This is a genomic window from Prevotella sp. MGM1, assembly GCF_002933775.1.
Classification (GTDB): domain Bacteria; phylum Bacteroidota; class Bacteroidia; order Bacteroidales; family Bacteroidaceae; genus Prevotella.
The window spans coordinates 33,109-58,229 of sequence record NZ_BEWV01000059.1; the positions used below are offsets into that span (position 1 = coordinate 33,109).

The 25,121-nt window shown below is 47.6% G+C and carries 20 protein-coding genes; 16 read left to right on the forward strand and 4 right to left on the reverse strand.

Annotated features, from left to right (window positions below):
• Positions 1-206 precede the first annotated feature (206 nt).
• From MoGM_RS01480 to MoGM_RS12755, 13 genes are all read left to right on the forward strand, one after another.
• Positions 207-557: an NADH-quinone oxidoreductase subunit A gene (locus tag MoGM_RS01480; RefSeq protein WP_104368450.1), complete on the forward strand. Its 351-nt coding sequence runs from the start codon at positions 207-209 to the stop codon at positions 555-557.
• Complete coding sequence (locus MoGM_RS01485) at positions 548-1,165, forward strand: NADH-quinone oxidoreductase subunit B (protein WP_104368451.1); 618 nt, start codon at positions 548-550, stop codon at positions 1,163-1,165. Before MoGM_RS01480 ends, MoGM_RS01485 begins: the two co-directional genes overlap by 10 nt.
• Before the next feature lie 15 nt (positions 1,166-1,180).
• Positions 1,181-2,749, forward strand: a complete 1,569-nt coding sequence (locus tag MoGM_RS01490) for an NADH-quinone oxidoreductase subunit D (RefSeq protein ID WP_104368452.1) — start codon at positions 1,181-1,183, stop codon at positions 2,747-2,749.
• Between the two features lie 5 nt (positions 2,750-2,754).
• A complete protein-coding gene (gene nuoH / locus MoGM_RS01495) occupies positions 2,755-3,843 on the forward strand; it encodes an NADH-quinone oxidoreductase subunit NuoH (RefSeq protein WP_104368453.1) in 1,089 nt (362 codons plus the stop codon).
• A 28-nt stretch (positions 3,844-3,871) separates the two neighbouring features.
• Positions 3,872-4,399: an NADH-quinone oxidoreductase subunit I gene (locus tag MoGM_RS01500; protein ID WP_104368454.1), complete on the forward strand. Its 528-nt coding sequence runs from the start codon at positions 3,872-3,874 to the stop codon at positions 4,397-4,399.
• A gap of 14 nt (positions 4,400-4,413) precedes the next feature.
• Positions 4,414-4,935 (forward strand): NADH-quinone oxidoreductase subunit J, encoded by a 522-nt coding sequence (locus tag MoGM_RS01505; protein WP_104368455.1) that lies wholly within the window; start codon positions 4,414-4,416, stop codon positions 4,933-4,935.
• Positions 4,936-4,938: 3 nt separating this feature from the next.
• Positions 4,939-5,247, forward strand: a complete 309-nt coding sequence (gene nuoK, locus MoGM_RS01510; protein WP_104368456.1) for an NADH-quinone oxidoreductase subunit NuoK — start codon at positions 4,939-4,941, stop codon at positions 5,245-5,247.
• A gap of 8 nt (positions 5,248-5,255) precedes the next feature.
• Complete coding sequence (nuoL, locus tag MoGM_RS01515) at positions 5,256-7,214, forward strand: NADH-quinone oxidoreductase subunit L (protein ID WP_104368457.1); 1,959 nt, start codon at positions 5,256-5,258, stop codon at positions 7,212-7,214.
• Positions 7,215-7,223: 9 nt separating this feature from the next.
• A complete protein-coding gene (locus tag MoGM_RS01520) occupies positions 7,224-8,708 on the forward strand; it encodes a NuoM family protein (RefSeq protein ID WP_104368458.1) in 1,485 nt (494 codons plus the stop codon).
• 13 nt (positions 8,709-8,721) lie between these two features.
• On the forward strand, positions 8,722-10,152 hold the full coding sequence (locus MoGM_RS01525) for an NADH-quinone oxidoreductase subunit N (protein ID WP_104368459.1): 1,431 nt from the start codon (positions 8,722-8,724) through the stop codon (positions 10,150-10,152).
• An 87-nt stretch (positions 10,153-10,239) separates the two neighbouring features.
• Positions 10,240-11,778: a ComEC/Rec2 family competence protein gene (locus MoGM_RS01530; protein ID WP_104368460.1), complete on the forward strand. Its 1,539-nt coding sequence runs from the start codon at positions 10,240-10,242 to the stop codon at positions 11,776-11,778.
• 595 nt (positions 11,779-12,373) lie between these two features.
• A complete protein-coding gene (locus MoGM_RS01535) occupies positions 12,374-13,801 on the forward strand; it encodes a tetratricopeptide repeat protein (RefSeq protein WP_104368461.1) in 1,428 nt (475 codons plus the stop codon).
• Positions 13,802-13,824: 23 nt separating this feature from the next.
• Complete coding sequence (locus tag MoGM_RS12755; RefSeq protein WP_146078614.1) at positions 13,825-14,037, forward strand: hypothetical protein; 213 nt, start codon at positions 13,825-13,827, stop codon at positions 14,035-14,037.
• Between the two features lie 121 nt (positions 14,038-14,158).
• On the opposite strand, the gene MoGM_RS01540 is transcribed toward MoGM_RS12755, so the two are convergent.
• From MoGM_RS01540 to MoGM_RS01555, 4 genes are all read right to left on the reverse strand, one after another.
• On the reverse strand, positions 14,159-14,557 hold the full coding sequence (locus MoGM_RS01540) for an FKBP-type peptidyl-prolyl cis-trans isomerase (protein ID WP_104368462.1): 399 nt from the start codon (positions 14,555-14,557) through the stop codon (positions 14,159-14,161).
• 10 nt (positions 14,558-14,567) lie between these two features.
• Positions 14,568-14,981, reverse strand: a complete 414-nt coding sequence (locus tag MoGM_RS01545) for a secondary thiamine-phosphate synthase enzyme YjbQ (RefSeq protein WP_104368463.1) — start codon at positions 14,979-14,981, stop codon at positions 14,568-14,570.
• Between the two features lie 108 nt (positions 14,982-15,089).
• On the reverse strand, positions 15,090-17,939 hold the full coding sequence (uvrA, locus tag MoGM_RS01550; RefSeq protein WP_104368464.1) for an excinuclease ABC subunit UvrA: 2,850 nt from the start codon (positions 17,937-17,939) through the stop codon (positions 15,090-15,092).
• Positions 17,940-18,002: 63 nt separating this feature from the next.
• Positions 18,003-18,683, reverse strand: coding sequence for a gliding motility-associated C-terminal domain-containing protein (locus MoGM_RS01555; protein WP_104368465.1), 681 nt, complete (start codon positions 18,681-18,683; stop codon positions 18,003-18,005).
• Between the two features lie 693 nt (positions 18,684-19,376).
• Here MoGM_RS01555 and MoGM_RS01560 point away from each other — a divergent pair.
• The 3 genes from MoGM_RS01560 (at position 19,377) to MoGM_RS01570 (ending at position 25,105) form a co-directional block, all read left to right on the forward strand.
• Entirely contained in the window at positions 19,377-20,975 is a 1,599-nt protein-coding gene (locus MoGM_RS01560; protein ID WP_104368466.1) for a CTP synthase, read from the forward strand.
• Between the two features lie 9 nt (positions 20,976-20,984).
• Positions 20,985-22,874, forward strand: coding sequence for a membrane protein insertase YidC (yidC, locus tag MoGM_RS01565; RefSeq protein ID WP_104368467.1), 1,890 nt, complete (start codon positions 20,985-20,987; stop codon positions 22,872-22,874).
• 65 nt (positions 22,875-22,939) lie between these two features.
• Complete coding sequence (locus tag MoGM_RS01570) at positions 22,940-25,105, forward strand: S9 family peptidase (RefSeq protein ID WP_104368468.1); 2,166 nt, start codon at positions 22,940-22,942, stop codon at positions 25,103-25,105.
• Positions 25,106-25,121 lie beyond the last annotated feature (16 nt).

A 25,121-nucleotide genomic window follows, 5' to 3' on the forward strand; every position in this document is an offset into this window, starting at 1 on the left:
CTCTTCTGTTTTGACTGTCGGAAAGAAAATATAGAGGTTGCCGATTTGTTAATATAATTGATGTTTGTTTTATAGTTGTCCTTAGATAAGTTTTATATTTATATATAGGTACAATTTTGTTGTTAATATTACACGATTTAAGATTTTTTTATTATCTTTGCACCCGCTTATTTCAAGCGTACAAATTTGTAATATTATAATATTTTATGTATTTTATTTTGTTACTTACCGTTTTGATAACGGCTATCGTACTGGTAGCGGCGGCTTATGTCATTGCCAAGCTGATCGGTCCGCGCTCGTATAACAAGGTAAAAGGAGAACCGTTTGAGTGTGGTATCCCCACGCACGGTTCGTCATGGATACCTATGCATGTGGGCTACTACCTGTTCGCTATCTTGTTTCTCATGTTCGACGTGGAGACGGTGTTTCTCTATCCGTGGGCAGTGGTTGTTAAGGAGTTTGGTGCAATGGCGTTGCTGAGCATCGGATTTTTCCTTTTGGTACTTGTATTTGGCCTGGCTTACGCTTGGCGGAAAGGAGCGTTGGAATGGAAGTGAGAAAGCCGCGCATCAAGAGTATTCCTTACGAGGAATTTAAGGACAATGAATCTCTCGAAAAGATAATCAACGAGCTTCACGAGGGAGGTGTGGATGTGTTTGTCGGTTCGCTCGATCAGGCCATCAACTGGGGGCGTAGCAACTCGTTATGGTCGCTGACCTTCGCCACGAGTTGTTGCGGTATCGAGTTCATGGCCGTGGGTTGCGCACGTTATGACTTTGCCCGTTTCGGTTTCGAGGTTACTCGTAACTCTCCGCGACAGGCCGACCTCATCATGTGCGCCGGTACCATCACTCACAAGATGGCTCCGGTCATGAAGCGCCTTTACGACGAGATGGCCGAGCCTAAGTATGTCGTGGCTGTGGGCGGTTGCGCCATATCCGGCGGTCCGTTCAAGAGCAGCTATCATGTGGTTAAGGGTATAGAGGAAATAGTTCCGGTAGACGTGTTCGTGCCCGGCTGTCCGCCACGCCCCGAGGCCATACTTTACGGAATGATGCAGTTGCAGCGTAAGGTGAAGATAGAGAAATTCTTCGGTGGGCGCAATCATAAGGAAAAGAAGCCTATAGTGGTGACTGACGTGCCTGACAATAGCAATAACGACTAAGAAAGGGAGACGAAGATGAAATTAGAAAACAGACAATTCGAATTGAACGCTTTTGCCTCCGAGATGGCAAAATTGAGGAATGATAAGCATTTCGACTTCCTTGTCACCATTGTCGGAGAAGACTTCGGCGAGGAAGGACTCGGGTGCGTTTATATATTGGAGAACACGAAGACTCACGAGCGCACGAGCGTTAAGGCAGTGAATGCCGACCGTAACGAGCCGTATATACCTACGGTGAGCCACCTGTGGAAAGGTGCCGAGATATTGGAGCGTGAGGTTTACGACTTTTTCGGCATCAAGTTTCTTGGCAACAAGGATATGCGCCGCATATACCTGCGCTCGGATTTCAAGGGCTATCCTTTCCGTAAGGACTACGACATGAGTCCTGAGAACAACACGTATGTGCTTACGGATGACCCCGAAACGGAATGTACGTTCGAATACAGCCTTGATAAAGACGGAAAACTGGTGGCTGTGAAGCATCCGCTTTTCACCGATGACGACTATGTTATCAATATCGGCCCCCAGCATCCGGCAACCCACGGAGTGCTCCGCTTGCAGACGATACTCGACGGCGAGACAATCCGCAAGATATATCCGCACTGCGGATACATACACCGCGGAGTGGAAAAGATGTGCGAGAGTTATATATATCCGCAGACACTGGCACTCACAGACCGTCTGGATTATCTCAGTGCGATGATGAACCGCCATGCCCTCTGCTCCGTAGTAGAGGAGGCTATGGGAGTGGAGCTTACCGACCGCATCAAGTATATCCGTACAATCATGGACGAGCTTCAGCGTATTGACAGCCATTTGCTGTTTTACAGCTGTTGCGCCCAAGACCTCGGTGCGCTTACCGCATTTATATATGGTATGCGCGAGCGTGAGCAAGTGCTCAACGTAATGGAGGAGACCACCGGAGGCCGGCTTATCCAGAACTATTACAGGATAGGCGGATGTCAGGCCGATATCGATCCCAATTTCGTGCAGAACGTCAAGAAACTCTGTGAGTATCTTAAGCCGATGTTCAAGGAGTATCACGATATTTTCACAGGAAACATCATCTTGCAGAACCGTTTCAGGGGCGTAGGCAAGCTCACTCTGGAAGATGCCATAAGCTACGGATGTACCGGAGGTACGGGACGTGCGGCAGGATGGCAAAACGATGTGCGCAAGCATCACCCCTATGCTATGTATGACAAGGTCGAGTTTGACGAGATAACATATAATGCAGGCGACTGCTTCGACCGCTATATGGTACGTATGGACGAGATGGAGCAGAGCATACGCATAATAGAACAGCTCATCGACAACATTCCCGCCGGCGACTACTATGTTAAGCAGAAGCCGATAATACGTGTTCCGGAGGGACAGTGGTACACATCATGCGAGGGCAGCCGTGGAGAAATCGGCGTATATCTCGATTCAAGGGGAGACAAGAGCCCTTATCGTCTGAAATTCCGTCCGATGGGATTGCCTCTCGTATCGGCGATGGATACCATGCTGCGCGGTGAGAAAATAGCCGACCTCATCTCTGTGGGCGCTACATTAGATTACGTAATTCCTGATATAGACAGATAAAGATTATGTTTGATTTTAGTATAGTAACAACTTGGTTCGACGGTTTGTTGCGCAACACTTTGGGGTTGGGTGATTTCTTGTCGATACTTATCGAGTGCGTGCTCGTAGGTGTGCTGATACTTGCGGCTTACGCCATGCTTGCCATCGTGCTGATATTCATGGAGCGCAAGGTCTGCGCTTACTTCCAGTGCCGTCTCGGTCCGATGCGTGTCGGTCCGTGGGGTGTGTTCCAGGTGTTTGCCGACGTGTTGAAGATGCTTCAAAAAGAGATTTTCTTCGTGGATAAAGCTGACAAGCTGCTTTATCTTGTCGCACCGTTCCTTGTGCTCATCGCATCGGTGGGAACATTCTCGTTCATGCCTTGGAACAAGGGAGCCGGAATACTCGATTTCAACGTGGGGATATTCCTTCTCACGGCAATATCTGGCATCGGGGTCGTCGGTATCTTCCTTGCCGGATGGGGTTCTAACAATAAGTATAGCGTGGTATCGGCCATGCGCGGTGCCGTTCAGATGATATCTTATGAGATGTCGCTATGCCTGTGCCTTATCGCAGCTGTGGTCCTTACCGGTACAATGCAGATAAGCGGAATTGTGGAGGCGCAGAAAGGTGCTTTCGGTTGGCTTGTGTTCCAGGGACATATTCCTGCAATCATAGCTTTCATAGTATTTCTTATCGCCGGAAACGCCGAGGCGAACCGCGGTCCTTTCGACCTCGCTGAGGCCGAGAGCGAGCTTACCGCAGGCTATCATACCGAGTATTCGGGTATGGGATTCGGCTTCTTCTATCTTGCCGAGTACCTGAACATGTTTGTTATCGCGGGAGTTGCGGCGACAGTGTTCCTCGGCGGATGGATGCCTATACACATAGGTGTGTCCGGATTTGATGCGGTGATGGATTATATTCCCGGTATTGTGTGGTTCCTTGGTAAGACTTTTGCCCTTGTTTGGGTGCTTCTTTGGATTCGTTGGTCGTTCCCGCGTCTGCGTATAGACCAGATTCTTAAGCTTGAATGGAAGTATCTTATGCCGCTGTCTCTGTTGAACCTTGTTCTGATGACGGTAATAGTAGCCTTGGGATGGTATGTTAAGTAGTCTTAGGATGGTATATTAAGAATTGAAAATGGAAAATAACAAATCATATTTCGGAGAAGCAGTGCATGGCGTGAAGTCGCTGCTTACCGGTTTCCGCGTCACAATGAAGGAGTATTTCACTCCGAAAGTGACGGAACAATATCCGGAAAACCGCAAGACAACACTGCATGTGGCGGCCCGTCATCGCGGCCGTTTGGTCATGCCTCATGATGCCGAAGGAAATCATAAGTGTATCGCTTGTACGTTGTGCGAGAAAGCATGTCCCAACGGTACTATTACGATTAAGTCGGAGATGAAGGAGACGGAGGACGGCAAGAAGAAGCGTGTGCTCGTGGATTATCAATATGATATGGGTGAGTGCATGTTCTGCCAGCTCTGTGTCAATGTGTGTCCGCAAGACGCGATAGAGTTCACCAATGATTTCGAGAACTCTACTTTCGACAGAGGAGCGCTTGTTCTTCATCTTGACAAAGAAGTGAAATACGAGTCTTCTCTGCCAAATATTCTTGATGGCGGCGCGCCGCAGGAAGTGGGTAAGTGGAATACAAAAAAGTAATAGGAGAATGATAAATGGCTAATTTAATAATGTTTATAATTCTTGCCGCAGTCATCCTCGGCTCAGCCGTGATGTGTGTGGTGACTACACGGATAATGAGAGCGGCCACATTCATGCTGTTCGTTCTCTTTGGAGTGGCGGGACTTTATTTCCTGCTTGACTATACGTATCTCGGTGCGGCCCAAATAAGTGTTTATGCAGGCGGCGTTACGATGATTTACATATTCGCCATCCAGCTCGTCAGCAAGCGTACGCTTCAAGGCCTCGTTGAGAGAATGAAAGGAAGCCGTGTCGTTTTCGGTGCGGTTATGTCGCTGGTAGGTTTTGCTTTGGTGTCTTTGGTGATGTTGAAGAATGAGCTTATCACGGTGGCTTGCGATGCGTCGGCAGGTGAGGTTCCGATGAGTACTATCGGACAGGCGTTGCTCGGCAGCGAGAAATATCAGTATGTGCTCCCGTTTGAGTTCATATCAGTATTTCTCCTTGCATGTATTATCGGTGGAATTGTTGTTTCAAGAAAAGAAGAGGAGAAGTAATATATGGTACAGGTAGAATATTATTTTGTGCTCAGTGCACTGTTGTTCTTTATCGGCGTGTTCGGCTTTGTCACCCGTCGCAATCTGATTGCCATGCTCATCTCTATCGAACTTGTGCTCAATGCCGTAGATATTAACTTTGCGGCGTTTAACCGCCTGCTCTTCCCCGGGCAGTTCGAAGGTTTCTTTATGACTCTGTTCTCAATCGGAGTGAGTGCCGCGGAAAGTGCGGTGGCTATCGCGATTATTATTAATGTTTACCGAAACTTCAACAGCGATCAGGTGAACAGTATTGAAAACATGAAATTTTAACGTGACTTATGGATTATAGTTATGTATTTTTAATACTCCTTCTGCCGCTTCTCTCGTTCCTTGCGCTGGGACTTGCTGGCATGAAGTTGTCACATAAGGCGGCCGGACTTATCGGTACCACATCGTTGGGTATCGTCACGGTGCTTTCCTATTACACGGCGATATGCTACTTTACGGCCGATCGAGGTGCTGACGGTGCTTTCGCTACATTGGTGCCTTATAACTTCACATGGTTGCCGTTGGGTGACCTGAACTTTGATCTCGGTATCCTGCTCGATCCGATTTCGGTGGTGATGCTTATCGTAATATCGACTGTCAGTCTGATGGTTCACATCTATTCTTTCGGTTATATGCACGGAGAGAAAGGTTTCCAGCGTTATTACGCATACCTCAGTCTCTTCACGATGTCAATGCTCGGATTGGTTGTTGCCACCAATATATTCCAGATGTATTTGTTCTGGGAGCTTGTCGGAGTAAGCTCTTACCTGCTCATTGGTTTTTACTATCCTTTGCAGGCAGCGGTGTCAGCGTCAAAGAAAGCGTTTATCGTAACTCGCTTTGCCGATATGTTCTTCTTGATAGGTATCTTGATATTCGGTTATTACACAGGCTCTTTCAGCTTCTCTTTTGCCGGAGATGTTGTGATGGGTAGCGGTACGACTCCTTTTATTCCTGTCGATGTGGTTAAGGCGGTTGCCGCCGGCGGTTTCATTCTGCCCACGGCTCTTGTGCTGATGTTCATTGGCGGTGCGGGTAAGAGTGCCATGTTCCCATTGCATATCTGGTTGCCGGATGCCATGGAAGGCCCTACGCCTGTCAGTGCGCTTATCCATGCCGCTACTATGGTGGTTGCGGGCGTATTCCAGATCGCACGTCTTTTCCCATTGTGGATAGAGTATGCTCCGGGACAGATGAGCATTATAGTGTGGGTCGGTGTGTTCACAGCGTTCTATGCGGCGGCCGTCGCTTGTGCGCAGAGCGATATCAAGCGTGTGCTTGCGTTCTCCACGATTTCCCAGATAGCGTTTATGATGGTTTCGCTCGGTGTGTGTCTGCCCGGTCATGAGGCCGTGCTCGACAATCACACACAACTCGGTTATATGGCATCCATGTTCCATCTGTTCACTCATGCCATGTTCAAGGCATGCTTGTTCCTTGGTGCCGGATGTATCATTCATGCCGTTCATTCCAACGAGATGTCAACAATGGGCGGTCTGCGCAAGTATATGCCGGTTACGCATGTCACGTTCCTAATTTCCTGTCTTGCCATTTCCGGTATTCCTCCTTTCTCCGGATTTTTCTCAAAGGACGAGATTATCACCGCATGCTTCGCATATAGTCCCGTCGTTGGTTGGATAATGACAGGTATAGCGGCCATGACAGCTTTCTATATGTTCCGTCTTTATTACGGGATATTCTGGGGTACGGAGAATAAGGAACTCCATGAGCATCACACTCCTCATGAGGCTCCGCTCACAATGACAGTTCCATTGATTATCCTTACCGTGATAACCGTTACTTGCGGTTGGGCACTCAACTTCGGCTCATTTATCAGCGCAAGCGGTCAGGACTATCAGATCCATCTTGACACACAGGTGGCAATAACATCATGTGTTATAGCGGTTATCAGCATCGCTCTTGCCACATATATATATAAAGGCGAGAAACAACCGATTGCCGATATGCTTTATAAGCGCTTCCCGACACTTCACCGTGCGGCATACAAGCGTTTCTATATGGATGAGATATGGATGTTCATCACCCATAAGATAATCTTCCGTTGTGTGAGCACGCCTATCGCATGGTTCGACCGTCATGTTGTCGACGGAACGTTTGACTTCATGGCTTGGGGTGCGAATGAGGCCGGAGAGACCATCCGTCCGTGGCAGAGTGGCGACGTGCGGCGTTATGCCGTATGGTTCCTTACCGGCACTGTGGCATTAACATTAGTATTACTTTGCATATAATTTAGAAAGATGAGTATATTAAGTCTATTCGTTGTAATTCCCGTGCTTATGTTGCTCGGTCTTTGGATCGCCCGCAATCTCAATCAAGTACGTGGCGTGATGGTGGCAGGCTCAACATGTTTGCTTGCCCTGTCCGTATGGCTGACAATCGCTTTCATTCAGGCACGTCAGGGAGGAAATACCGATACGATGCTGTTTACTTACAGTACACCGTGGTTTGAGCCTCTCAATATAGCATACTCTGTCGGGGTCGATGGAATATCTGTTGTGATGTTGCTTCTTTCCAGCATCATCGTTTTCACGGGGACATTTGCCTCATGGCAGTTGAAGCCCATGACAAAAGAATATTTCCTGTGGTTCACCTTGCTTTCGACAGGTGTTTACGGTTTCTTTATCTGTACCGACATGTTCACCATGTTCATGTTCTATGAAGTAGCCCTTATACCTATGTATCTTTTGATAGGTGTGTGGGGTAGCGGCAACAAGGAATATGCGGCCATGAAACTGACACTGATGCTCATGGGAGGTTCTGCTCTGCTCATCCTCGGTATCCTTGGAATATACTATTACAGCGGCGCTACGACAATGGATGTGAATGAGATTGCCGCAATGCACAATATTCCTGTTGAGATACAGAAGATTTTCTTCCCGTTCATATTCATCGGTTTCGGTGTGCTCGGCGCACTTTTCCCGTTCCACACCTGGTCTCCCGACGGTCACGCTTCGGCGCCAACCGCTGTATCCATGCTCCATGCCGGAGTATTGATGAAGCTTGGAGGTTACGGCTGTTTCCGTGTGGCAATGTACCTGTTGCCCGATGCCGCTCAGGAGTTGGCGTGGATATTCCTTGTGCTTACTACCATCTCTGTCGTATATGGAGCGCTATCGGCTTGTGTGCAGACAGACTTGAAGTATATCAACGCATATTCTTCCGTTTCTCACTGCGGTCTTGTCCTTTTCGCTCTTCTTATGATGACGAAGACAGCATGCACAGGTGCTATCTTGCAGATGCTTTCTCATGGTTTGATGACGGCGCTTTTCTTTGCGCTCATCGGTATGATTTACGGTCGTACACATACACGTGATATACGTAAACTCGGTGGCTTGATGAAGATAATGCCGTTCCTCAGTGTTGGTTATGTCATTGCCGGACTTGCCAATCTCGGTCTCCCGGGTTTCTCCGGTTTTGCTGCCGAGATGACAATTTTTGTCGGATCTTTCGAGAATGCCGACATATTCCATCGTACGGCAACGATCATTGCCTGTATGTCAATCGTCGTGACGGCGGTATACATTCTTCGCACAGTCGGCAAGATTTTGTTCGGCAAAGTGGCCGATCCACATTATCTTGAACTGACAGATGCGACATGGGATGAGCGTTTCTCCGTTTGCTGTCTGATATTCTGTGTTGCCGGTCTCGGCTCTATGCCGTTGTGGGTGAGCAATGTCATCAGTGATGGTGTGGCTCCGATTTTAAGTGTAATTAACTTCTAAAATATTGGTACAAATGGATTACAGTCAATTTCTAAATATGTTTCCGGAAGCCACTTTGATGGCAATTCTGGTAATAGTATTCCTTACCGATTTCGCTTTTAACAACAGTGCGAAGAAGCACAATATGCTGTATGCCGTGACCGGTTTGCTCATGGCGGCCCAGATTGCCGCATGCGTTGTTGCCGAACCGGCCGAGGCTTTCGGCGGACTTTATGTCACGAGCAATGCCGTCAACGTGATGAAGATAATTCTAACAGCCGGTACGCTTATCGTAATAATAATGGCCCAGCCTTGGCTTCAACGTGCGGATGTCTCCAACAAGGAGGGAGAGTTTTACGAATTGGTCATATCAACCCTTCTCGGTATGTACATGATGATGTCTTCCGGACATTTTCTCATGTTCTTCCTCGGACTTGAAATGGCTTCCGTGCCCATGGCATGCCTTGTGGCTTTCGACAAGTTGCGTAAAAACTCGGCTGAAGGTGCGGCCAAGTTCATCCTCACAGCCACATTTTCAAGTGGTGTGATGCTATACGGAATATCGTTTATCTACGGTGCTGTCGGCACTCTTTATTTCGAAGATGTGGCCTCGCTGTTGTATATCTCGCCGATGACAATAATGGGACTTGTGTTCTTTTTCAGCGGTCTCGGTTTTAAGATATCGCTTGTTCCGTTCCACTTTTGGACCGCAGACACATATCAGGGCGCTCCGACAGCCGTTACCGGTTATCTCAGCGTTATATCGAAAGGTGCGGCTTCTTTTACCTTGATGACGATCTTGATGAAAGTCTTTGCGCCGATGGTAGAGTACTGGGAGTATCTTTTGTACATTGTCATCGTGCTAAGCATCACTATTGCCAACCTCTTTGCCATACGTCAGAAGGAATTGAAGCGCTTCATGGCTTTCAGCTCTATCTCTCAGGCCGGTTATATCATGCTTGCCGTGGTGGGCAACAGTGCCATGAGTGTATCTACTCTTACATACTACGTACTTGTATATGTTGTTGCAAACATGAGTGTTTTCACCGTTATAAACATCGTTGAGCAGAAGTGTGGCGGAAAAACCAAGATGGATTGTTATGACGGTTTTTATCAGACCAATCCCAAGTTGGCTCTTCTCATGACGCTGGCCCTGTTCTCTCTTGCCGGAATACCTCCTTTTGCCGGAATGTTCAGCAAGTTCTTTGTGTTCATGGCTGCCGCATCACAGGGTTCTTACTTTGCATACGGAGTAGTGTTCATAGCTTTGATAAATACGGTTGTCAGTCTTTACTACTACCTGCTTATTGTCAAGGCGATGTACATAAAGACATCGGACACTCCGCTGGAAACATTCAAGAGCGACTGCAATACCAGGCTTGCTCTTGCCTTATGCACGGCGGGTATACTCGCCGTCGGAGTATTCAGTTGTGTTTACGACTGGATTGCCGCCGCGGCGAATTAATCCTGGATATATCAAAGAGTCGGACGAGCCTTGCGGCCTCCGACTCTTTTTGTTTCGATATTTACATGAAAAACCACGGTCTGTATAATGAAGAATAATGGTGTCTTTGCCTTATACCCGTTCGTTCCTGTTGCCGTGAGTTTTGTTTCAGGGCTTGTAGCGGGTGATATTTCTTTTCCTTTTGTAGCTCTTTCCGTGTGGATTGCAGCCGCTTGTCTTTCTTTTCTTCTTTGTCTGCTTTCCGTTAGGCATCCTGTCGCTCAGAGTCTTTTCATCGTTTTGCTATTTTTCATGTTTGGCGGTGTCTGTATGATGATTGCTAAGCATAAACCTCGCGTGTCTCTTTCCGATGAAAAGTCAGTGTATGAGTCTGTGGTTGCGAGCGAACCTGTGGAGCGAGGCAAGACGTTGCGTTTTGAGGCCATAATCACTTCGGGGCGGTTGACAGGTAAGAAAATAGTGATTTCACTAATGAAAGATACTGTTGAGCGCCGTTACAGTGCGCTGTCGGTAAATGTCGGGTTTGTGTTTGCTTCGCGATTGAAATTTCCGGCCAATTATTCCGGATCTCGTTTCGACTATGCGGCCTATTTGGAGCGTAACGGTGTGGACGCCACCGCTTTTGTCTATTATCGTGATTGGTGCCCGGCTCCGGTCGATATGGGCGGTCTGTCTGTTTTTCAGCGTGCCCGTCTTGCTTTTCTCAAATATCGGCATTCTCTTATTTCCGCTTATCGTGAACTTGGATTGGACGGGCAGACCTTTGCCGTTGCCGCAGCGATGACACTCGGACATAAGTCTGAGCTATCCGCCGATATTCGAGATGCATATTCGGTTACGGGAGTATCCCATGTACTTGCCCTTTCGGGAATGCATCTCGGCATAATCTACATGCTTCTGACCCTGCTTTCTCTACGTCGTGGTCCGTCTTTGTTACGAGAGATATTGATTATTACGGCAGTCTGGTCATACGTTTTCATGGTCGGAATGCCGGTATCGGTAGTCCGTGCCGCAACCATGATCACTGTCTATTCCATTGTCGGACTTTCCGGTCGTGAACGGATGTCGGTCAATGTGCTTGCCTTTACAGCCATGCTGATGCTTACTGTCAATCCTCTGATTATATATGATGTAGGCTTTCAACTCTCGTTTGTTTCCCTTGCGGGCATCTTGGTTTTATGTCCGTTTGCTTCCCGCTTTGTCTCTTCTGAGTTTAGGATGAGCCATCCTGTAGCGACCGGAGTATGGCAGATTGTGGTAGTCTCTTTCGTGGCCCAGCTTGCCACAGCTCCGCTTGTGGCGTTCTATTTCGGGCGGTTACCGCTCGTCTCCCTCTTTGCCAATATCATTGCCGTTCCGGCCTTGACACTTATTCTTTACCTTTCCGTTGTCATGATATTCTCTTTTTTCATTCCGTCTGTCAGCGGTTTGTTCGCCTTTCTGCTTTCGATTGTCGTCTCATCGCTCAATCATGTCCTCGTTTTTCTCTCTTCGTTGCCGTTTGCCTCGGTTGAGGGCATATCGTTGACAGTGCCTCAGGTATGTGCCGTATATGTTTTCATTATTTCTCTGCTTGCCGTAATCAAGATATTGTTTAAAAAGTCTTTTACAGACCGTTTGTTTTAAAATATCCACATGGCTAAATAGCAAAATTGAGAGTAATATGCTTAATAGACAGAAACGGTACGTCTGGTTTAATTGGCAGGAAAAATCCTGCGCATGCATATACTATGCCTTCTTGTAAGGTTTGATGAAATGCTGAAACAAATGCTTGCCAGCGGAAGACTTTAGGAGTATGCAGTAGAACTTTATTTGTAGTAATACAAGCGCAGACTCTTTATTGGATGGGTGGTATCCCAAGTGTTGAAATATCCAAATACAAGGTAAAGTTAGTTCTTACTATCGTAGCAAAGACTCTTTTCTTATTTGTTTAAAGAACATTTATAATAGTTATAGCTGAGATTACGCCCCCATGAAGCAAAGGAAAAAAGCAAGTGGTAAATTGTAAATGTTAAAAACTGACCGGTTTAATGAAAAAGTGGGTAGTATCATTGTTGGTATACTTTACTTTTGCTATATTTGCTTTACAAGTGATACAATTAAAGAAAAACAGCCAAGTCAGTTGTTGGCATCACATTGAGTTTTGTGAAGAAACAAAAAGACACGGTTAACATAATCTGAACCTTTCAAGCGTTAGCAATCAAATAAGTAAAATAGAATTATGGACAAAGAACTAAAACAGCAGATTGACAGTTGGACAAATGCCGACGAACATCAGAATGTAATTGATACATTAGAAAGAATTTCTCCTTCCAAAAGAAATTTTGAAGAAACCGGATTGTTGGCACGAGCTTACAATTATATTGGCAAGTATGAGACAGCATTAGCATTGCTCGAATCAACCCTGGACGAGGGTGCGCAAGACACCAATTGGAATTTTCGTATGGGCTACGCCCTCTACAACCTGGGCAGGATAAAGGAAGCACTGTCTTATTTCACAAAAGCCAATGAATTGACGCCTGATGATGAAGATACAATCGATTTTATTCGTTGCTGCAATAAGGAAATGCCGTTCAAGAACCGTGTTGACGCTTTTTGGCAATGGTTTTTGCAGAATGAGGCGGAACTTTCGAGGATTGTAGAAAAGCGTAGCGAATATGACGCCGATGATATAATCAGATTTATTACCCAAGGTACTGATTTGATAACAGAAAATGTGTATTTCAATATTGGTGGCGGTTATGAATTTACATTTTCCATAGAAGGAAACAGCCATTTATTCTATCTCTATCCTTATCTTATATCCCGAATGCCTGAAAAGCTGAAAGGGAAGTGGCGGTTTTTCCCCTATAACCAAGGAACGGATAATTCTTTCGCTTTTCAGATGTACGGAGTTGAAGTTGACATGTCAGAAGTGCATGTGGCAGTCGGTTATTGTGAGGAGCAGAATGATTTTACCGTTTCGTTTTATGAGAAGAATTTGTGTGCATTGCCTGAAGACCAAAGTTACAATGCTTTCTACATTATGTTGGAAACGATGTTGGGTGAAGGGCTTTCTTACCAGTATATTTCAGAGGTTAAGCGTATGGATAAAACGGGAAAAGGAATGTTTCCCCTCCCGGCTCTCCGTAGATATATCACAGAAACATTAAAAGATAATGGCAAGAAAGTGTTTGATAATCCGCAGGAAGTTTTTGCTTCTTATCGATTGGAACCACAGGAAAATGAAGAGTTGCGGTATGATGTAGTTGCAGGAAGCACCTGTTTCTACGGATTGGTTTCTCAATATTACCAGAACGATACCGAATTATTCGATAATATGAACCAATTCGGAGCGCAGGCAGTATTTCTTGCTTTTCCATACGAAAGCAATGATGAGGAGCAAAAAGAAGTTATGAAGTTCCGGTATGATTTGGAAGACAGGATAGAAAGAGAAGTTCTAAAACCGGAAGGATTGGGACTTTTATTGGGAGGTGCAACGGGAACCGAATGCCATTATATGGACTTTCTATTGTATGATGTTCGTGCTTTTATGGAAAAGGTAGTACCGGTGTTGCATGAGTATCCGCAATATTCGTTTTATCTTTCCGATTTCCGCCAGCATTGCAGGCTAATAAAATTGTCTAAATCAGAAGAGGATAATTGCTGACAAACGAAACTGCGAAATAGATCTTGAAGATAAGTATAGATGTAGTGTGGAGAACAGGCGGGAATATTGTTGGAGCCGGCAGGTATCCAAATGCCGTTCGAAAGCTTGTCCAGTATGTTATAATAGATTTCTCATCACACGAAAATCGGGATTTCTCATTTTATGATCAAGGCGCTGGCACATTCTTTCTTGCAATGTGCAGCGCCTTGATTGTCATGTTTTACGAAAAAAAATGAAATCCTTTTTCCCTATTATATCGTCTTTACATGGTGCTTGTTTGGATTGTTTTTTCGTTAATGCGTCACGTGTATTTCGGAATAGCTTGCCGGGCTTATGCCGGCTGTCCGGCATCCAAGATTATGAGATACCGATAAGCTCAATTTCGAATATGAGCGTGGAGCCGGCGGGTATTCCCGGCTGTGAGAATTTGCCATAACCCATTTCGGCAGGAATGTATACCTCCCATTTGTCGCCGACCACCATCTGCCGCATAGCTGTTATCCAGCCCTTGATAAGGTCACTGAGTCTGAATGCAGGCGGGGTTCCTCCGAGGCTGCTGTCAAATTTCTTACCGTTGATGGTGCGTCCGGTGTAGTGCACCGTCACGATATTTTGTGGCGTAGGGTGTGTTCCAGTCGGGTCGCCGCTTGCCATCACCTTGTAGTATATGCCTTTGCCAAGAGCCTTCACACCCTCTTCCTTTGCCTTTTCGGCCAGCCAGTTTTTATTGGCCGTCATGTATTCGCGCTTGTTCATGTCTTTGTCTTTATTCGTAAACGGTTGCTGTTATGCGTCTTTCTCCGCCATAATCGCGAAACTCGCATAGATAGATACCTTGCCATGTGCCGAGATTAAGTTTGCCGTCGGTTATCGGTATGTTGACGCTCACGCCGAAAAGACTGCTTTTAGCGTGTGCAGGCATGTCGTCCGCGCCTTCAAACGTATGGTCGTAATATGGTTCGTTTTCCTTTACCATGTGATTGAGTATTTTCTCCATATCACTTCTTACGTCGGGATCCGCGTTCTCGTTGATTGTCAGTGCGCACGATGTGTGTTTTACGAAGAGGTTGAGCAGTCCGGCTTTCGGCAGTGGGTGTGGCAGGTTTCTTATGATCTCTTGTGTCACGAGATGACATCCGCGCCGCTTTGCTGTGAGTCGGAATTCTGTTTGCCGTATCATGATTTTTCGGGTGTTGATGTTTTGTTGTATGTTATTGTCTGTTATAGCCTGCGGATATTTGAGTTTGCAGGCGACGAGGAGAGTTTTCGTTTTATGTTCTGTGATTTTTTATTTAAGCTCCTCTTTCAGGAAGCGTGGCGTATGTCCTTTCTTACTCTTCGCCACCACTTCCGGCGTGCCGGTCGTGAGCACAAGTCCGCCGCCTCGTCCGCCTTCCGGCCCCATGTCAATGATGTGGTCGGCGAGTTTTATCACGTCGAGGTTATGCTCTATTATCACCACGGTATTGCCCCTGTCCACGAGTTTGTTGAGTACTTCCATAAGTATTCTGATATCCTCAAAGTGCAGTCCGGTTGTCGGTTCATCGAGAATATACAGTGTCTTTCCTGTGTCTTTCTTGCTCAGTTCGGTGGCAAGTTTCACGCGTTGGCTCTCACCGCCCGACAGGGTTGTCGACGGTTGTCCGAGTTTTATGTATCCGAGACCGACATCCTGTATCGTCTTTATCTTGCGCAGTATGTCTGGCACGTTCTCGAAAAACTCCACAGCCTGGTTTATCGTCATGTCAAGTACATCGGCAATGCTTTTCCCCTTGTAGCGCACTTCAAGTGTCTCACGGTTGTATCGTTTGCCGTGGCACACCTCGCACGGAACCATTACATCCGGAAGGAAGTTCATTTCGATTGTCTTGTATCCGTTTCCACCACATGCCTCGCAACGTCCGCCTTTTACGTTGAATGAGAAACGGCCCGGTTTGTATCCCCTGATCTTGGCTTCCGGCAGATTGACAAACAGTGATCGTATGTCGCTGAACACCCCCGTATATGTTGCCGGGTTCGAGCGTGGGGTGCGTCCGAGCGGACTTTGGTCCACGTCTACAACCTTGTCTATGTTTTCCAGTCCTTCGATGCTCTTGTATGGCATGGGCTTTTTCAGCGAGCGATAGAAGTGCTGGCTCAGAATTGGCTGCAGAGTCTCGTTTATCAGGGTGGATTTTCCCGATCCGCTGACACCGGTCACGAGTATTAGTTTGCCCAATGGAAACTCCACATCAACGTTTTTCAGGTTGTTGCCGGAGGCTCCACGTATGATGATGCTCTTTCCGTTGCCTTCCCTTCGCTTTTCCGGTACTTCTATTTTGAGTTTGCCTCCGAGGTATCGGGCAGTGAGGGAGGGTAGTGGTGTAGTCTCCGATAGGTCGGTCATGTTCAGTATCTCTTCCGGTTTCCCTTGGAATACCACTTCGCCGCCCTTGCGTCCGGCCTTTGGTCCTATGTCAATGAGATAGTCTGCGCTCATCATCATGTCCTTGTCGTGCTCTACCACTATTACCGTGTTGCCTATGTCGCGCAGTTCTTTCAGTGATTTTATAAGCCGGTCGTTGTCCCGTTGGTGCAGTCCTATGCTCGGCTCATCGAGGATATACAGTACGTTCACGAGCTGAGAGCCTATCTGCGTGGCCAGTCTGATACGCTGGCTCTCTCCTCCCGATAGTGTCGCCGAGCGACGGTTGAGCGACAGATAGTCGAGACCTACTTCAAGCAGGAAGTCGATCCTTGTCTTGATCTCTTTCAATATCTCGACCGCAATCTGCCGCTGCTGGTTGTCAAGGTGCTCTTCCACCTGGTCGAGCCAGCGGCGCAGTTCGGCCATGTCCATCTCGGCAAGCTCCGCTATGTTCTTGTCCCATATCCTGTAAGACAGGGCTTCGCGGTTAAGTTTCCTGCCGTCGCATTCCGGACATGTGCACACTGCGAGAAACTGATCTGCCCATTTCTGCATCTTTGGAGAGTCGTCGCTGTCCATTACGCTTTTAAGATATTTCACTACGCCGTCGAACGCCACAAAATAGTCGCTCGACGTATGTACCAGCGATTTGTCTATTCTTATGTTTTCAAGCGAGCCGTACAGTATTTCGCTCAAGGCTTCGTCGGGAATATCGGCCACGACAGTCTTTATATCGCAGTCGTATTTACGCAGAATGGCGTCTATCTGCCAGAATATCATCTGGTTCTTGTATTTTCCCAACGGCACGATGGCTCCGGCGTGTATGCTTGTTTGGCGGTCGGGGATGACTTTTCCCAAATCTATCTCGTTGATGATGCCGAGTCCTTTGCAGCGTTGGCATGCGCCTTGGGGTGAGTTGAACGAGAAATTGTTTGGTGCAGGGTCGCTGTATGAAATTCCGGTTGTGGGGCACATCAGTCTTTTGGAGAAGTGCTTCACCGTCTCTGTTTCCTTGTCGAGAATCATTATAAGCCCTTCGCCCTGCTTCATTGCCGTGGCAACGCTCTTTTTCAGTCGCTCGTCGTCTTTCTCCCTGACCTGCAATTTATCTATTACCACTTCTATGTCGTGGTTCTTGTAGCGGTCGGTCTTCATGCCACGGGTTATCTCTTTCACCTCGCCGTCAACTCTTGCGTGCAGGTATCCCTTGCGACGCATGCTCTCAAACAGTTCCCTGTAATGTCCCTTGCGGCTGCGCACAAGGGGCGCCAGTATGAGTATCCGCTTGCCGTCGTAGTCCTGTTTTATCATTTCGAGCACCTTCTCTTCCGTATATTTCACCATCGGTTCGCCCGTGGCATAGCTGTAAGCACGTCCGGCTCTGGCGAAGAGCAGGCGCAGAAAGTCGTATATCTCTGTCGTGGTGCCCACAGTGGAACGTGGGTTCTTGTTGGTTGTCTTCTGCTCTATGCTTATCACCGGGCTTAGCCCCGTTATCTTGTCGACGTCAGGCCGTTCCATTCCTCCGAGGAAATTGCGTGCGTATGCCGAGAAAGTCTCTATATATCTACGTTGTCCTTCAGCGAAGATGGTGTCGAAAGCCAGCGACGATTTACCCGAGCCGGACAGTCCTGTGATTACGGTAAGACTGTTTCTCGGTATTTCAACGTCTATGTTTTTCAGATTGTTGGCTCTCGCGCCCCATACGTTTATCTTCTCGTCTTCTTTCATTATGATATCAGTTACAATACATTGTCTTCATGCGTGAATGAAATCCGTGTAGTTATGAGGGTGCTATTCGCCCGAAAACCCTTCGGTATAGTCTCTGAGCAGGTTCACGTCGCGCTTGATGTTATATTCTGTGCCGTCCGCTCCCTTTGCTTTCACCAGAACGAAATACACTCCGGCTTTGACGGGCTTGCCGCCGTGCGTGCCGTCCCATCCTCCGTCTATGTCGCTCCACTCATACAGTTTCTGTCCCCAGCGGTTGAATATATACGCCTTGAACTCCACGATGCTTTTGTGGTTGTCTTTGGCCTTGTATATATCGTTGATGCCGTCGCCGTTCGGTGAGAATGCGTTAGGCATCTCGAGCAGGCTTGTGCTTATGCTTACCCTTATGGTTGATATGAGCTCCGGGTCGTTTCCGTCTCCGTACGACACGTAGAGTGATACGGCTGTGACTCCCGACTCGCGAAATTCGAACTCGGTGTTCTCTTCATATCTTGTGATGTATGGATCGGTGTTTCCGTCTTTCACAAACTTCCATTCATACGACGGAACCGTTCCCTCGTCGATGTTCGAGGGATTGGCTTTGAATGTCACATTTAAAGGAGCCTGTGCGTCGTTTATGGTTTCGCTCTCTTCAAAGTCGTCCCCGTCTACGGTGTAGTAGGCTTTCGGGTCAAAATCTGCCCATGCCGCGGCCGGCAACAGGAGTATCAGCGATAAAACAAAATAAAGTTTTATTTTCATACGGTGAATATAAATTAATGTGCAAATTTAGCGAATAATGTTGATTTATCTGTTCTTTTCGTTGTTTTTGTTTGCTCGGGATTACTATTTTTGCGGTTTTTAGGGATGTCGCTTTTACCTACTGATTTTGTTTTGAGCATATCCGTGACACAGTTTACGGATATACGTGTGGCTGTCAAAAAATCGTACAACAAGCCTCTCATAGCTCGCTTGTTTCAAAAAAGACAATTGTCCGGTCCGAAATATCCGAGCATTTGGAGGTTTCTGTTAAGTCGTTGTATGTGAGGACGTTATCTTGCTCGTGCTGAAATGAGGCCTTTCCGGAAAACCCAAAACGATACCAAATGGCTTGCATTTGGCATCCCGTTGTAATGCGTTTGGCGGCGTTTCACAATGCAACGGGATACTAAACGCGTTCCAACGGGATACCGAATGCGGCGAAAAACAGGTCTTACGGTTATAAAACGGTTTCTCGTCCATCGTTTCGTATCGTGTTGTGTATCGTTAAATCGTTCTGGTTTGAAAATTTCGGCGGGTATAAAAATCAGCAAGTTTTCTTTACAAAAGGCAAGGCGTTATAATTGTGTGGGAATTAAAATAATACCTAATCCTTGTCTTTTCAATATTTTTTAGTAATTTTGCACCTTGTATAATTTGATTAATAGGAATTTGAAATCATAAAAAATAAACATTGTGGCAGAAACAAAGTACATCTTCGTCACCGGCGGTGTGGTATCATCGCTTGGCAAAGGCATTATCTCATCGTCGATAGGAAAGCTGCTTCAGGCAAGGGGGTACAACATCACCATCCAGAAGTTTGACCCATACATCAACATCGACCCGGGTACGCTAAACCCATACGAGCACGGCGAGTGCTACGTCACCGTAGACGGAATGGAGACCGACCTCGACCTCGGACACTACGAGCGGTTCACCGGTATCCAGACCACCAAGGCCAACTCGCTCACCACAGGCCGGATATACAAGGCCGTGATAGACAAGGAGCGTCGCGGAGACTATCTCGGAAAAACGATACAGGTGGTACCCCACATCACCAATGAGATAAAGCGTAACGTGAAGTTGCTCGGAGAGAAATATCACTATGACTTTGTAATCACGGAGATCGGCGGTACGATCGGTGATATAGAGAGCATGCCGTTCCTCGAGGCCATCCGCCAGATGAAATGGGAACTGGGACACAATGCCGTTTGCGTGCATCTCACTTACGTGCCATATCTGAAAGCGGCGGGAGAGTTGAAGACCAAGCCCACCCAGCACTCTGTGAAAGAATTGCAGAGTGTTGGAATACAGCCAGATGTGCTTGTGCTCCGCACCGAGAAACATCTCAATGAGGATATATTGAAAAAAGTGGCGTCGTTCTGTAACGTAGACATGGACTGCGTGGTGCAGAGCGAGGACCTGCCGTCTATATACGAGGTTCCTGTGAACATGCAGAAGCAGGGGCTCGACACGGCTATCATGCGCAAGCTCGGCATGGAAATCGGTGAGACACCGACGCTCGGTCCGTGGCGCAACTTCCTTGAGCGCCGCAACAACGCCACAAAGGAGGTACACATCGGATTGGTTGGCAAATATGACTTGCAGGACGCATATAAGAGCATACGCGAGAGCCTGTCGCAGGCAGGAACATACAACGACCTCAAAACGGTGCTCACGTTCATTAACTCGGAGACACTCACCGATGAGAACGTGGCCGAGAAACTGGCCGGACAAGATGGAATAATGATCTGCCCCGGATTCGGACAGCGAGGTATCGAAGGCAAGATCGTGGCTGCCAGATATACGCGCACTCACAACATACCGACATTCGGAATATGCCTCGGTATGCAGATGATGGTCATCGAGTTTGCACGCAATGTGCTCGGATATGCCGATGCCAACAGCCGTGAGATGGACGGGAAGACCACCCACAATGTGATTGACATCATGGAAGAGCAGAAGAACATTACCGACATGGGCGGCACCATGCGTCTCGGCGCTTACGAATGCGTGCTCCGTCAAGGGTCGAGAGCGTTCGATATATACAAGGCGGAACATATCCAGGAGCGTCACCGCCACCGCTATGAGTTCAACGGCACGTATCAGGTGGAGTATGAGCGCAACGGCATGCAGTGCGTGGGGCGCAACCCGGAGAGTGACCTTGTGGAGATTGTCGAGATACCCGGCCTTAAATGGTATATAGGAACACAGTTCCATCCGGAATATCAGAGCACTGTGCTGAAACCGCACCCGCTGTTCCTCGACTTTATCAAAACGGCAGCCAACAAATAGAGACACAGGATGAACAAGAACAATATCATAGGATTTGTGCTGATGGGATTGGTGCTGATAGGATTCAGCTGGTATAATCAACCCACGGAAGAGCAGATAGCCGCTCAGCGCAGGCAGGATTCAATATCCGCCGCAATGAAGAAAAAGGCTGAAGAGGACAGAAAGATAGCGGAGGTCACAGGCAAGGCACAGGCTCTCACAGCTGCCCAAAACGACACCACGTCGCTTTTTTATCCGTCGTTGGTGGGTAAGAACGAGCAGGTGACACTGAAAAACAGTAAAATAGAACTGACTCTCGATACCAAGGGCGGTACGCTGAGTAAGGCAAAAATACTGAACTTCAAAGACCGTAGCGGAGCGAAAGACGTGACATTGTTTGACCGCGGCGATCAAAGCATGAATTTCATGATGGCCGGAAAGACGACGAACATCGTTACCGGTGACCTTTATTTCACGCCGTCAGACATAACAGACTCTACCGTCACCATGACCGCTCAGGCATCTAACGGAGGGGCGATGATAATAAGATACGCCCTCGGCGCTGATTATATGCTCCGCATGTATGTTCAGGCAAAGGGATTGGCTGGTGTTTTCGCACCCAATTACAGGGAGATGGACATAGAGTGGGGTGAGAAATGCCGCCAACAGGAGAAAGGGTTCACGTTTGAGAACCGTTATGCAACGCTTACATATAAAGAAAAAGGCGGCGGAACGGACTATCTCAGCGAGACATCGGAGGAGATAGACGAGAAGATTGATGAGCCGCTCGACTGGGTGGCGTTCAAGAACCAGTTTTTCAGCGCGGTGCTTATAGCCCGTGACGATATTGCCGCCAATTCGCTACTTACGAGTATTCCGCAGGAAAAAGGCTCCGGATATCTGAAGCAATATAACGCTAAGCTGAAGACCGCTTTCGACCCTACGGGTGCGAGGCCTACTGAGTTTGAAATGTTTATCGGTCCCAATGACTTCCGGTTATTGCAGGAAGTGGAAGAGGAGAGCACTTTCGGAAAAGACCTTGAGTTGCAACAACTCGTATATCTGGGATGGCCTCTGTTCAGGATTATCAACCGTTGGTTCACTCTTTATGTTTTCGACTGGCTCACAGGCTTCGGCTTCAATATGGGTATCGTGCTCATATTGATAACCATGCTTCTCAAACTTCTAACTTACCCGATGGTGAAGAAGACATATCTGAACTCGGCGAAGATGCGTGTCCTTAAACCGAAACTCGACGAGGCGACCAAGCAATACGACAAACCAGAGGATCAGATGATGAAACAGCAGGCGATGATGGCTCTCTATTCGAAATACGGTGTGAGTCCGCTTTCGGGATGTTTGCCAATGCTTATTCAGATGCCTATCTGGATCGCCATGTTCAATTTTGTGCCTAATGCCATTCAGTTGCGCGGACATCGTTTTATGTGGATAGACGATCTGTCGACATACGATCCCATATTTGAGTGGAATACCAATATATGGCTTATCGGAGACCATATCAGTCTTACCTGTATCTTGTTCTGTCTGGCCAATATAGTATATTCCGTCATGACGATGCGCCAGCAGCGTGACCAGATGGTCGGCCAGCAAGCCGAGCAGATGAAGATGATGCAATGGATGATGTATCTCATGCCTGTGATGTTCTTCTTCATGTTTAACGACTATTCCGCAGGCCTTAACTTCTATTACTTCATATCGTTGTTTTTCAGTGCGGCTATCATGTGGGCTTTGCGCAAGACCACAAACGATGCCAGACTGTTGGAAATTCTTGAAGCGAAGTATAAGGAAAACCAGAATAACCCGAAAAAGACGAGCGGACTGGCGGCACGTCTTGAAGCGATGCAGCGCCAGGCCGCTGAAATCCAGAAGATGCAGCAACAGCAGCGTAACAAGCGGTAAACAGGTATCATGTGTTCCCTTTCCGGCTTTTTGCGGAAGGGAACACTTTATTATAATAACGTGTAATGAGAGTATTCGCAACCTTATTTGCAGCCGCGGTATTGATGGTACCGGCTGGCAATCTAAAAGCACAGGACGCCGTGAATATAGGCAAAAACAATATCACGCTGAAAAGCGACTTGATGACTCCCGAGGCTCTGTGGGCCATGGGACGCATCGGAGCGGCCGAGGCCTCACCGAACGGAAAAAAGATAGTATACCAGGTGGGATATTACAGTGTGGCGGAGAACAAGAGCCATCAGGTACTTTGTCTGATAGATGCCAATGGCAAGAATAACAGGCAACTGACAACAGGCAGCGGAAACGAGACGGATGCTTCCTGGATAGAGAATGGCAAGCGCATAGCATTTCTGGCCGGAGGAAACATCTGGGCGATGAATGCCGACGGAACCGCACGCGTTCAACTGACAACCACCGGAGATATCGAGGGATATAAGTTCTCGCCAGACGGCAAGAAGGTAATACTTGTGAAGTCGATGCCGTTTAACGAGATCATAAAGAAAAATCCCGACGATCTTCCAAAGGCTTCCGGACGTCGCGTGACCGACCTGATGTATCGCCACTGGGATCATTATGTGGAGAGCATACAGCATCCTTATGTCGCCGATGTAACCGAAAATGGAATAACCGGAGGTGCGGATATATTGAATGGTGAGCCTTTCGAGTGTCCGATGGAGCCGTTCGGAGGGATGGAGCAGATTGCATGGAGCGTCGATTCGAAGTCTATAGCTTATACATGCCGCAAGAAAACGGGACGTGACTATGCGATATCCACCGATTCAGACATATACCTTTATAATGTAGAGACCGGCGCGACAAAGAACTTATGCAAGGAAGACGGATACGAACCGGTGGTCGTGGACGCGACCAAGACAATGAAGGCACAACGCGTCAACAGCGAGGAAAATCTCAAAAACAATCCCGGGTATGATACGAACCCACAGTTCTCGCCCGATGGTAAGTATGTTGCGTGGCAGAGTATGGCCCGCGACGGATATGAGGCAGACCGTAACCGGCTCTGTGTCTACGAACTGACTACCGGTGAAAAGACATACGTTACGGAGTCTTTTGATTCCAATGTGGATGCGTTCTGTTGGAATAAAGACTCGAAGACCCTGTATTTCACGGGTGTATGGCATGGTTGCGTGAACATTTACCAGACCGGTCTGAATGGCGAGGTCAGTCAGTTGACGAATGACTGGGCAGACGTGGTGTCGCTCTCTATGGCTAACGACGGTGACAGATTGCTTGCTTTGCGGCAGAGCCTGTCAGCCCCGACTGATATATATATAGTCAATCCGCATAAGGAGAAAAAGAAAACGGAGATAAGGAGAATTACTTTCGAGAACAAACATATAACAGAGCAGCTTGCGTTCGGCAAGGTGCAGCAGCGTTGGACGAAGACTACGGACGGCAAGGATATGCTTTACTGGATCGTATTGCCGGCTGACTTCGACCCTTCCAAGAAATATCCGACATTGCTTTTCTGTGAGGGAGGTCCTCAAAGTCCGGTCAGTCAGTTTTGGAGTTACAGGTGGAACTTCCAGATAATGGCTGCCAACGGCTATGTGATTATCGCTCCCAACCGCCGCGGACTACCGGGATTTGGCAGCGAGTGGAACGAACAGATAAGCGGAGACTGGACAGGGCAATGTATGAGCGACTATCTGTCGGCTATCGACGATGCTGCCGCCAATCTGCCGTTCGTGGATAAAGGGCGCATGGGAGCGGTTGGAGCAAGTTTCGGCGGATTCAGCGTCTATTATCTTGCCGGGCATCATGACAAACGTTTCAAGTGCTTCATATCGCATGACGGGGCTTTCAATCTTGAATCTATGTACACCGACACGGAGGAAGCATGGTTCAGCAACTGGGAGTATGAGGATGCTTTCTGGAACAAGACACTGACCGATGCCGCCAGGCGGACATACGAAAACTCGCCGCATAAGTTTGTGGATAAGTGGGACACGCCTATACTCTGTATCCATGGTGAGTTGGATTATCGCATCAACTACAATCAGGGCATGGGTGCTTTCAATGCCGCCCGTATGCGCGGTATACCGGCCGAACTGCTTATATTCCCCGATGAGAACCACTGGGTATTGAAGCCCCAGAACGGAGTACTGTGGCAAAGGACATTCTTCAACTGGCTCGACCGTTGGCTTAAATAAATACGGATTATAATAA

What these genes read in the sequence shown, in the direction of transcription:
- MoGM_RS01480 (WP_104368450.1), top strand. Translation starts at nt 207, where the DNA reads ATGTATTTTATTTTGTTACTTACCGTTTTGATAACGGCTATCGTACTG.
- MoGM_RS01485 (WP_104368451.1), top strand. Translation starts at nt 548, where the DNA reads ATGGAAGTGAGAAAGCCGCGCATCAAGAGTATTCCTTACGAGGAATTT.
- MoGM_RS01490 (WP_104368452.1), top strand. Translation starts at nt 1,181, where the DNA reads ATGAAATTAGAAAACAGACAATTCGAATTGAACGCTTTTGCCTCCGAG.
- nuoH (WP_104368453.1), top strand. Translation starts at nt 2,755, where the DNA reads ATGTTTGATTTTAGTATAGTAACAACTTGGTTCGACGGTTTGTTGCGC.
- MoGM_RS01500 (WP_104368454.1), top strand. Translation starts at nt 3,872, where the DNA reads ATGGAAAATAACAAATCATATTTCGGAGAAGCAGTGCATGGCGTGAAG.
- MoGM_RS01505 (WP_104368455.1), top strand. Translation starts at nt 4,414, where the DNA reads ATGGCTAATTTAATAATGTTTATAATTCTTGCCGCAGTCATCCTCGGC.
- nuoK (WP_104368456.1), top strand. Translation starts at nt 4,939, where the DNA reads ATGGTACAGGTAGAATATTATTTTGTGCTCAGTGCACTGTTGTTCTTT.
- nuoL (WP_104368457.1), top strand. Translation starts at nt 5,256, where the DNA reads ATGGATTATAGTTATGTATTTTTAATACTCCTTCTGCCGCTTCTCTCG.
- MoGM_RS01520 (WP_104368458.1), top strand. Translation starts at nt 7,224, where the DNA reads ATGAGTATATTAAGTCTATTCGTTGTAATTCCCGTGCTTATGTTGCTC.
- MoGM_RS01525 (WP_104368459.1), top strand. Translation starts at nt 8,722, where the DNA reads ATGGATTACAGTCAATTTCTAAATATGTTTCCGGAAGCCACTTTGATG.
- MoGM_RS01530 (WP_104368460.1), top strand. Translation starts at nt 10,240, where the DNA reads ATGAAGAATAATGGTGTCTTTGCCTTATACCCGTTCGTTCCTGTTGCC.
- MoGM_RS01535 (WP_104368461.1), top strand. Translation starts at nt 12,374, where the DNA reads ATGGACAAAGAACTAAAACAGCAGATTGACAGTTGGACAAATGCCGAC.
- MoGM_RS01540 (WP_104368462.1), bottom strand. Translation starts at nt 14,557, where the DNA reads ATGAACAAGCGCGAATACATGACGGCCAATAAAAACTGGCTGGCCGAA.
- MoGM_RS01545 (WP_104368463.1), bottom strand. Translation starts at nt 14,981, where the DNA reads ATGATACGGCAAACAGAATTCCGACTCACAGCAAAGCGGCGCGGATGT.
- uvrA (WP_104368464.1), bottom strand. Translation starts at nt 17,939, where the DNA reads ATGAAAGAAGACGAGAAGATAAACGTATGGGGCGCGAGAGCCAACAAT.
- MoGM_RS01555 (WP_104368465.1), bottom strand. Translation starts at nt 18,683, where the DNA reads ATGAAAATAAAACTTTATTTTGTTTTATCGCTGATACTCCTGTTGCCG.
- yidC (WP_104368467.1), top strand. Translation starts at nt 20,985, where the DNA reads ATGAACAAGAACAATATCATAGGATTTGTGCTGATGGGATTGGTGCTG.
- MoGM_RS01570 (WP_104368468.1), top strand. Translation starts at nt 22,940, where the DNA reads ATGAGAGTATTCGCAACCTTATTTGCAGCCGCGGTATTGATGGTACCG.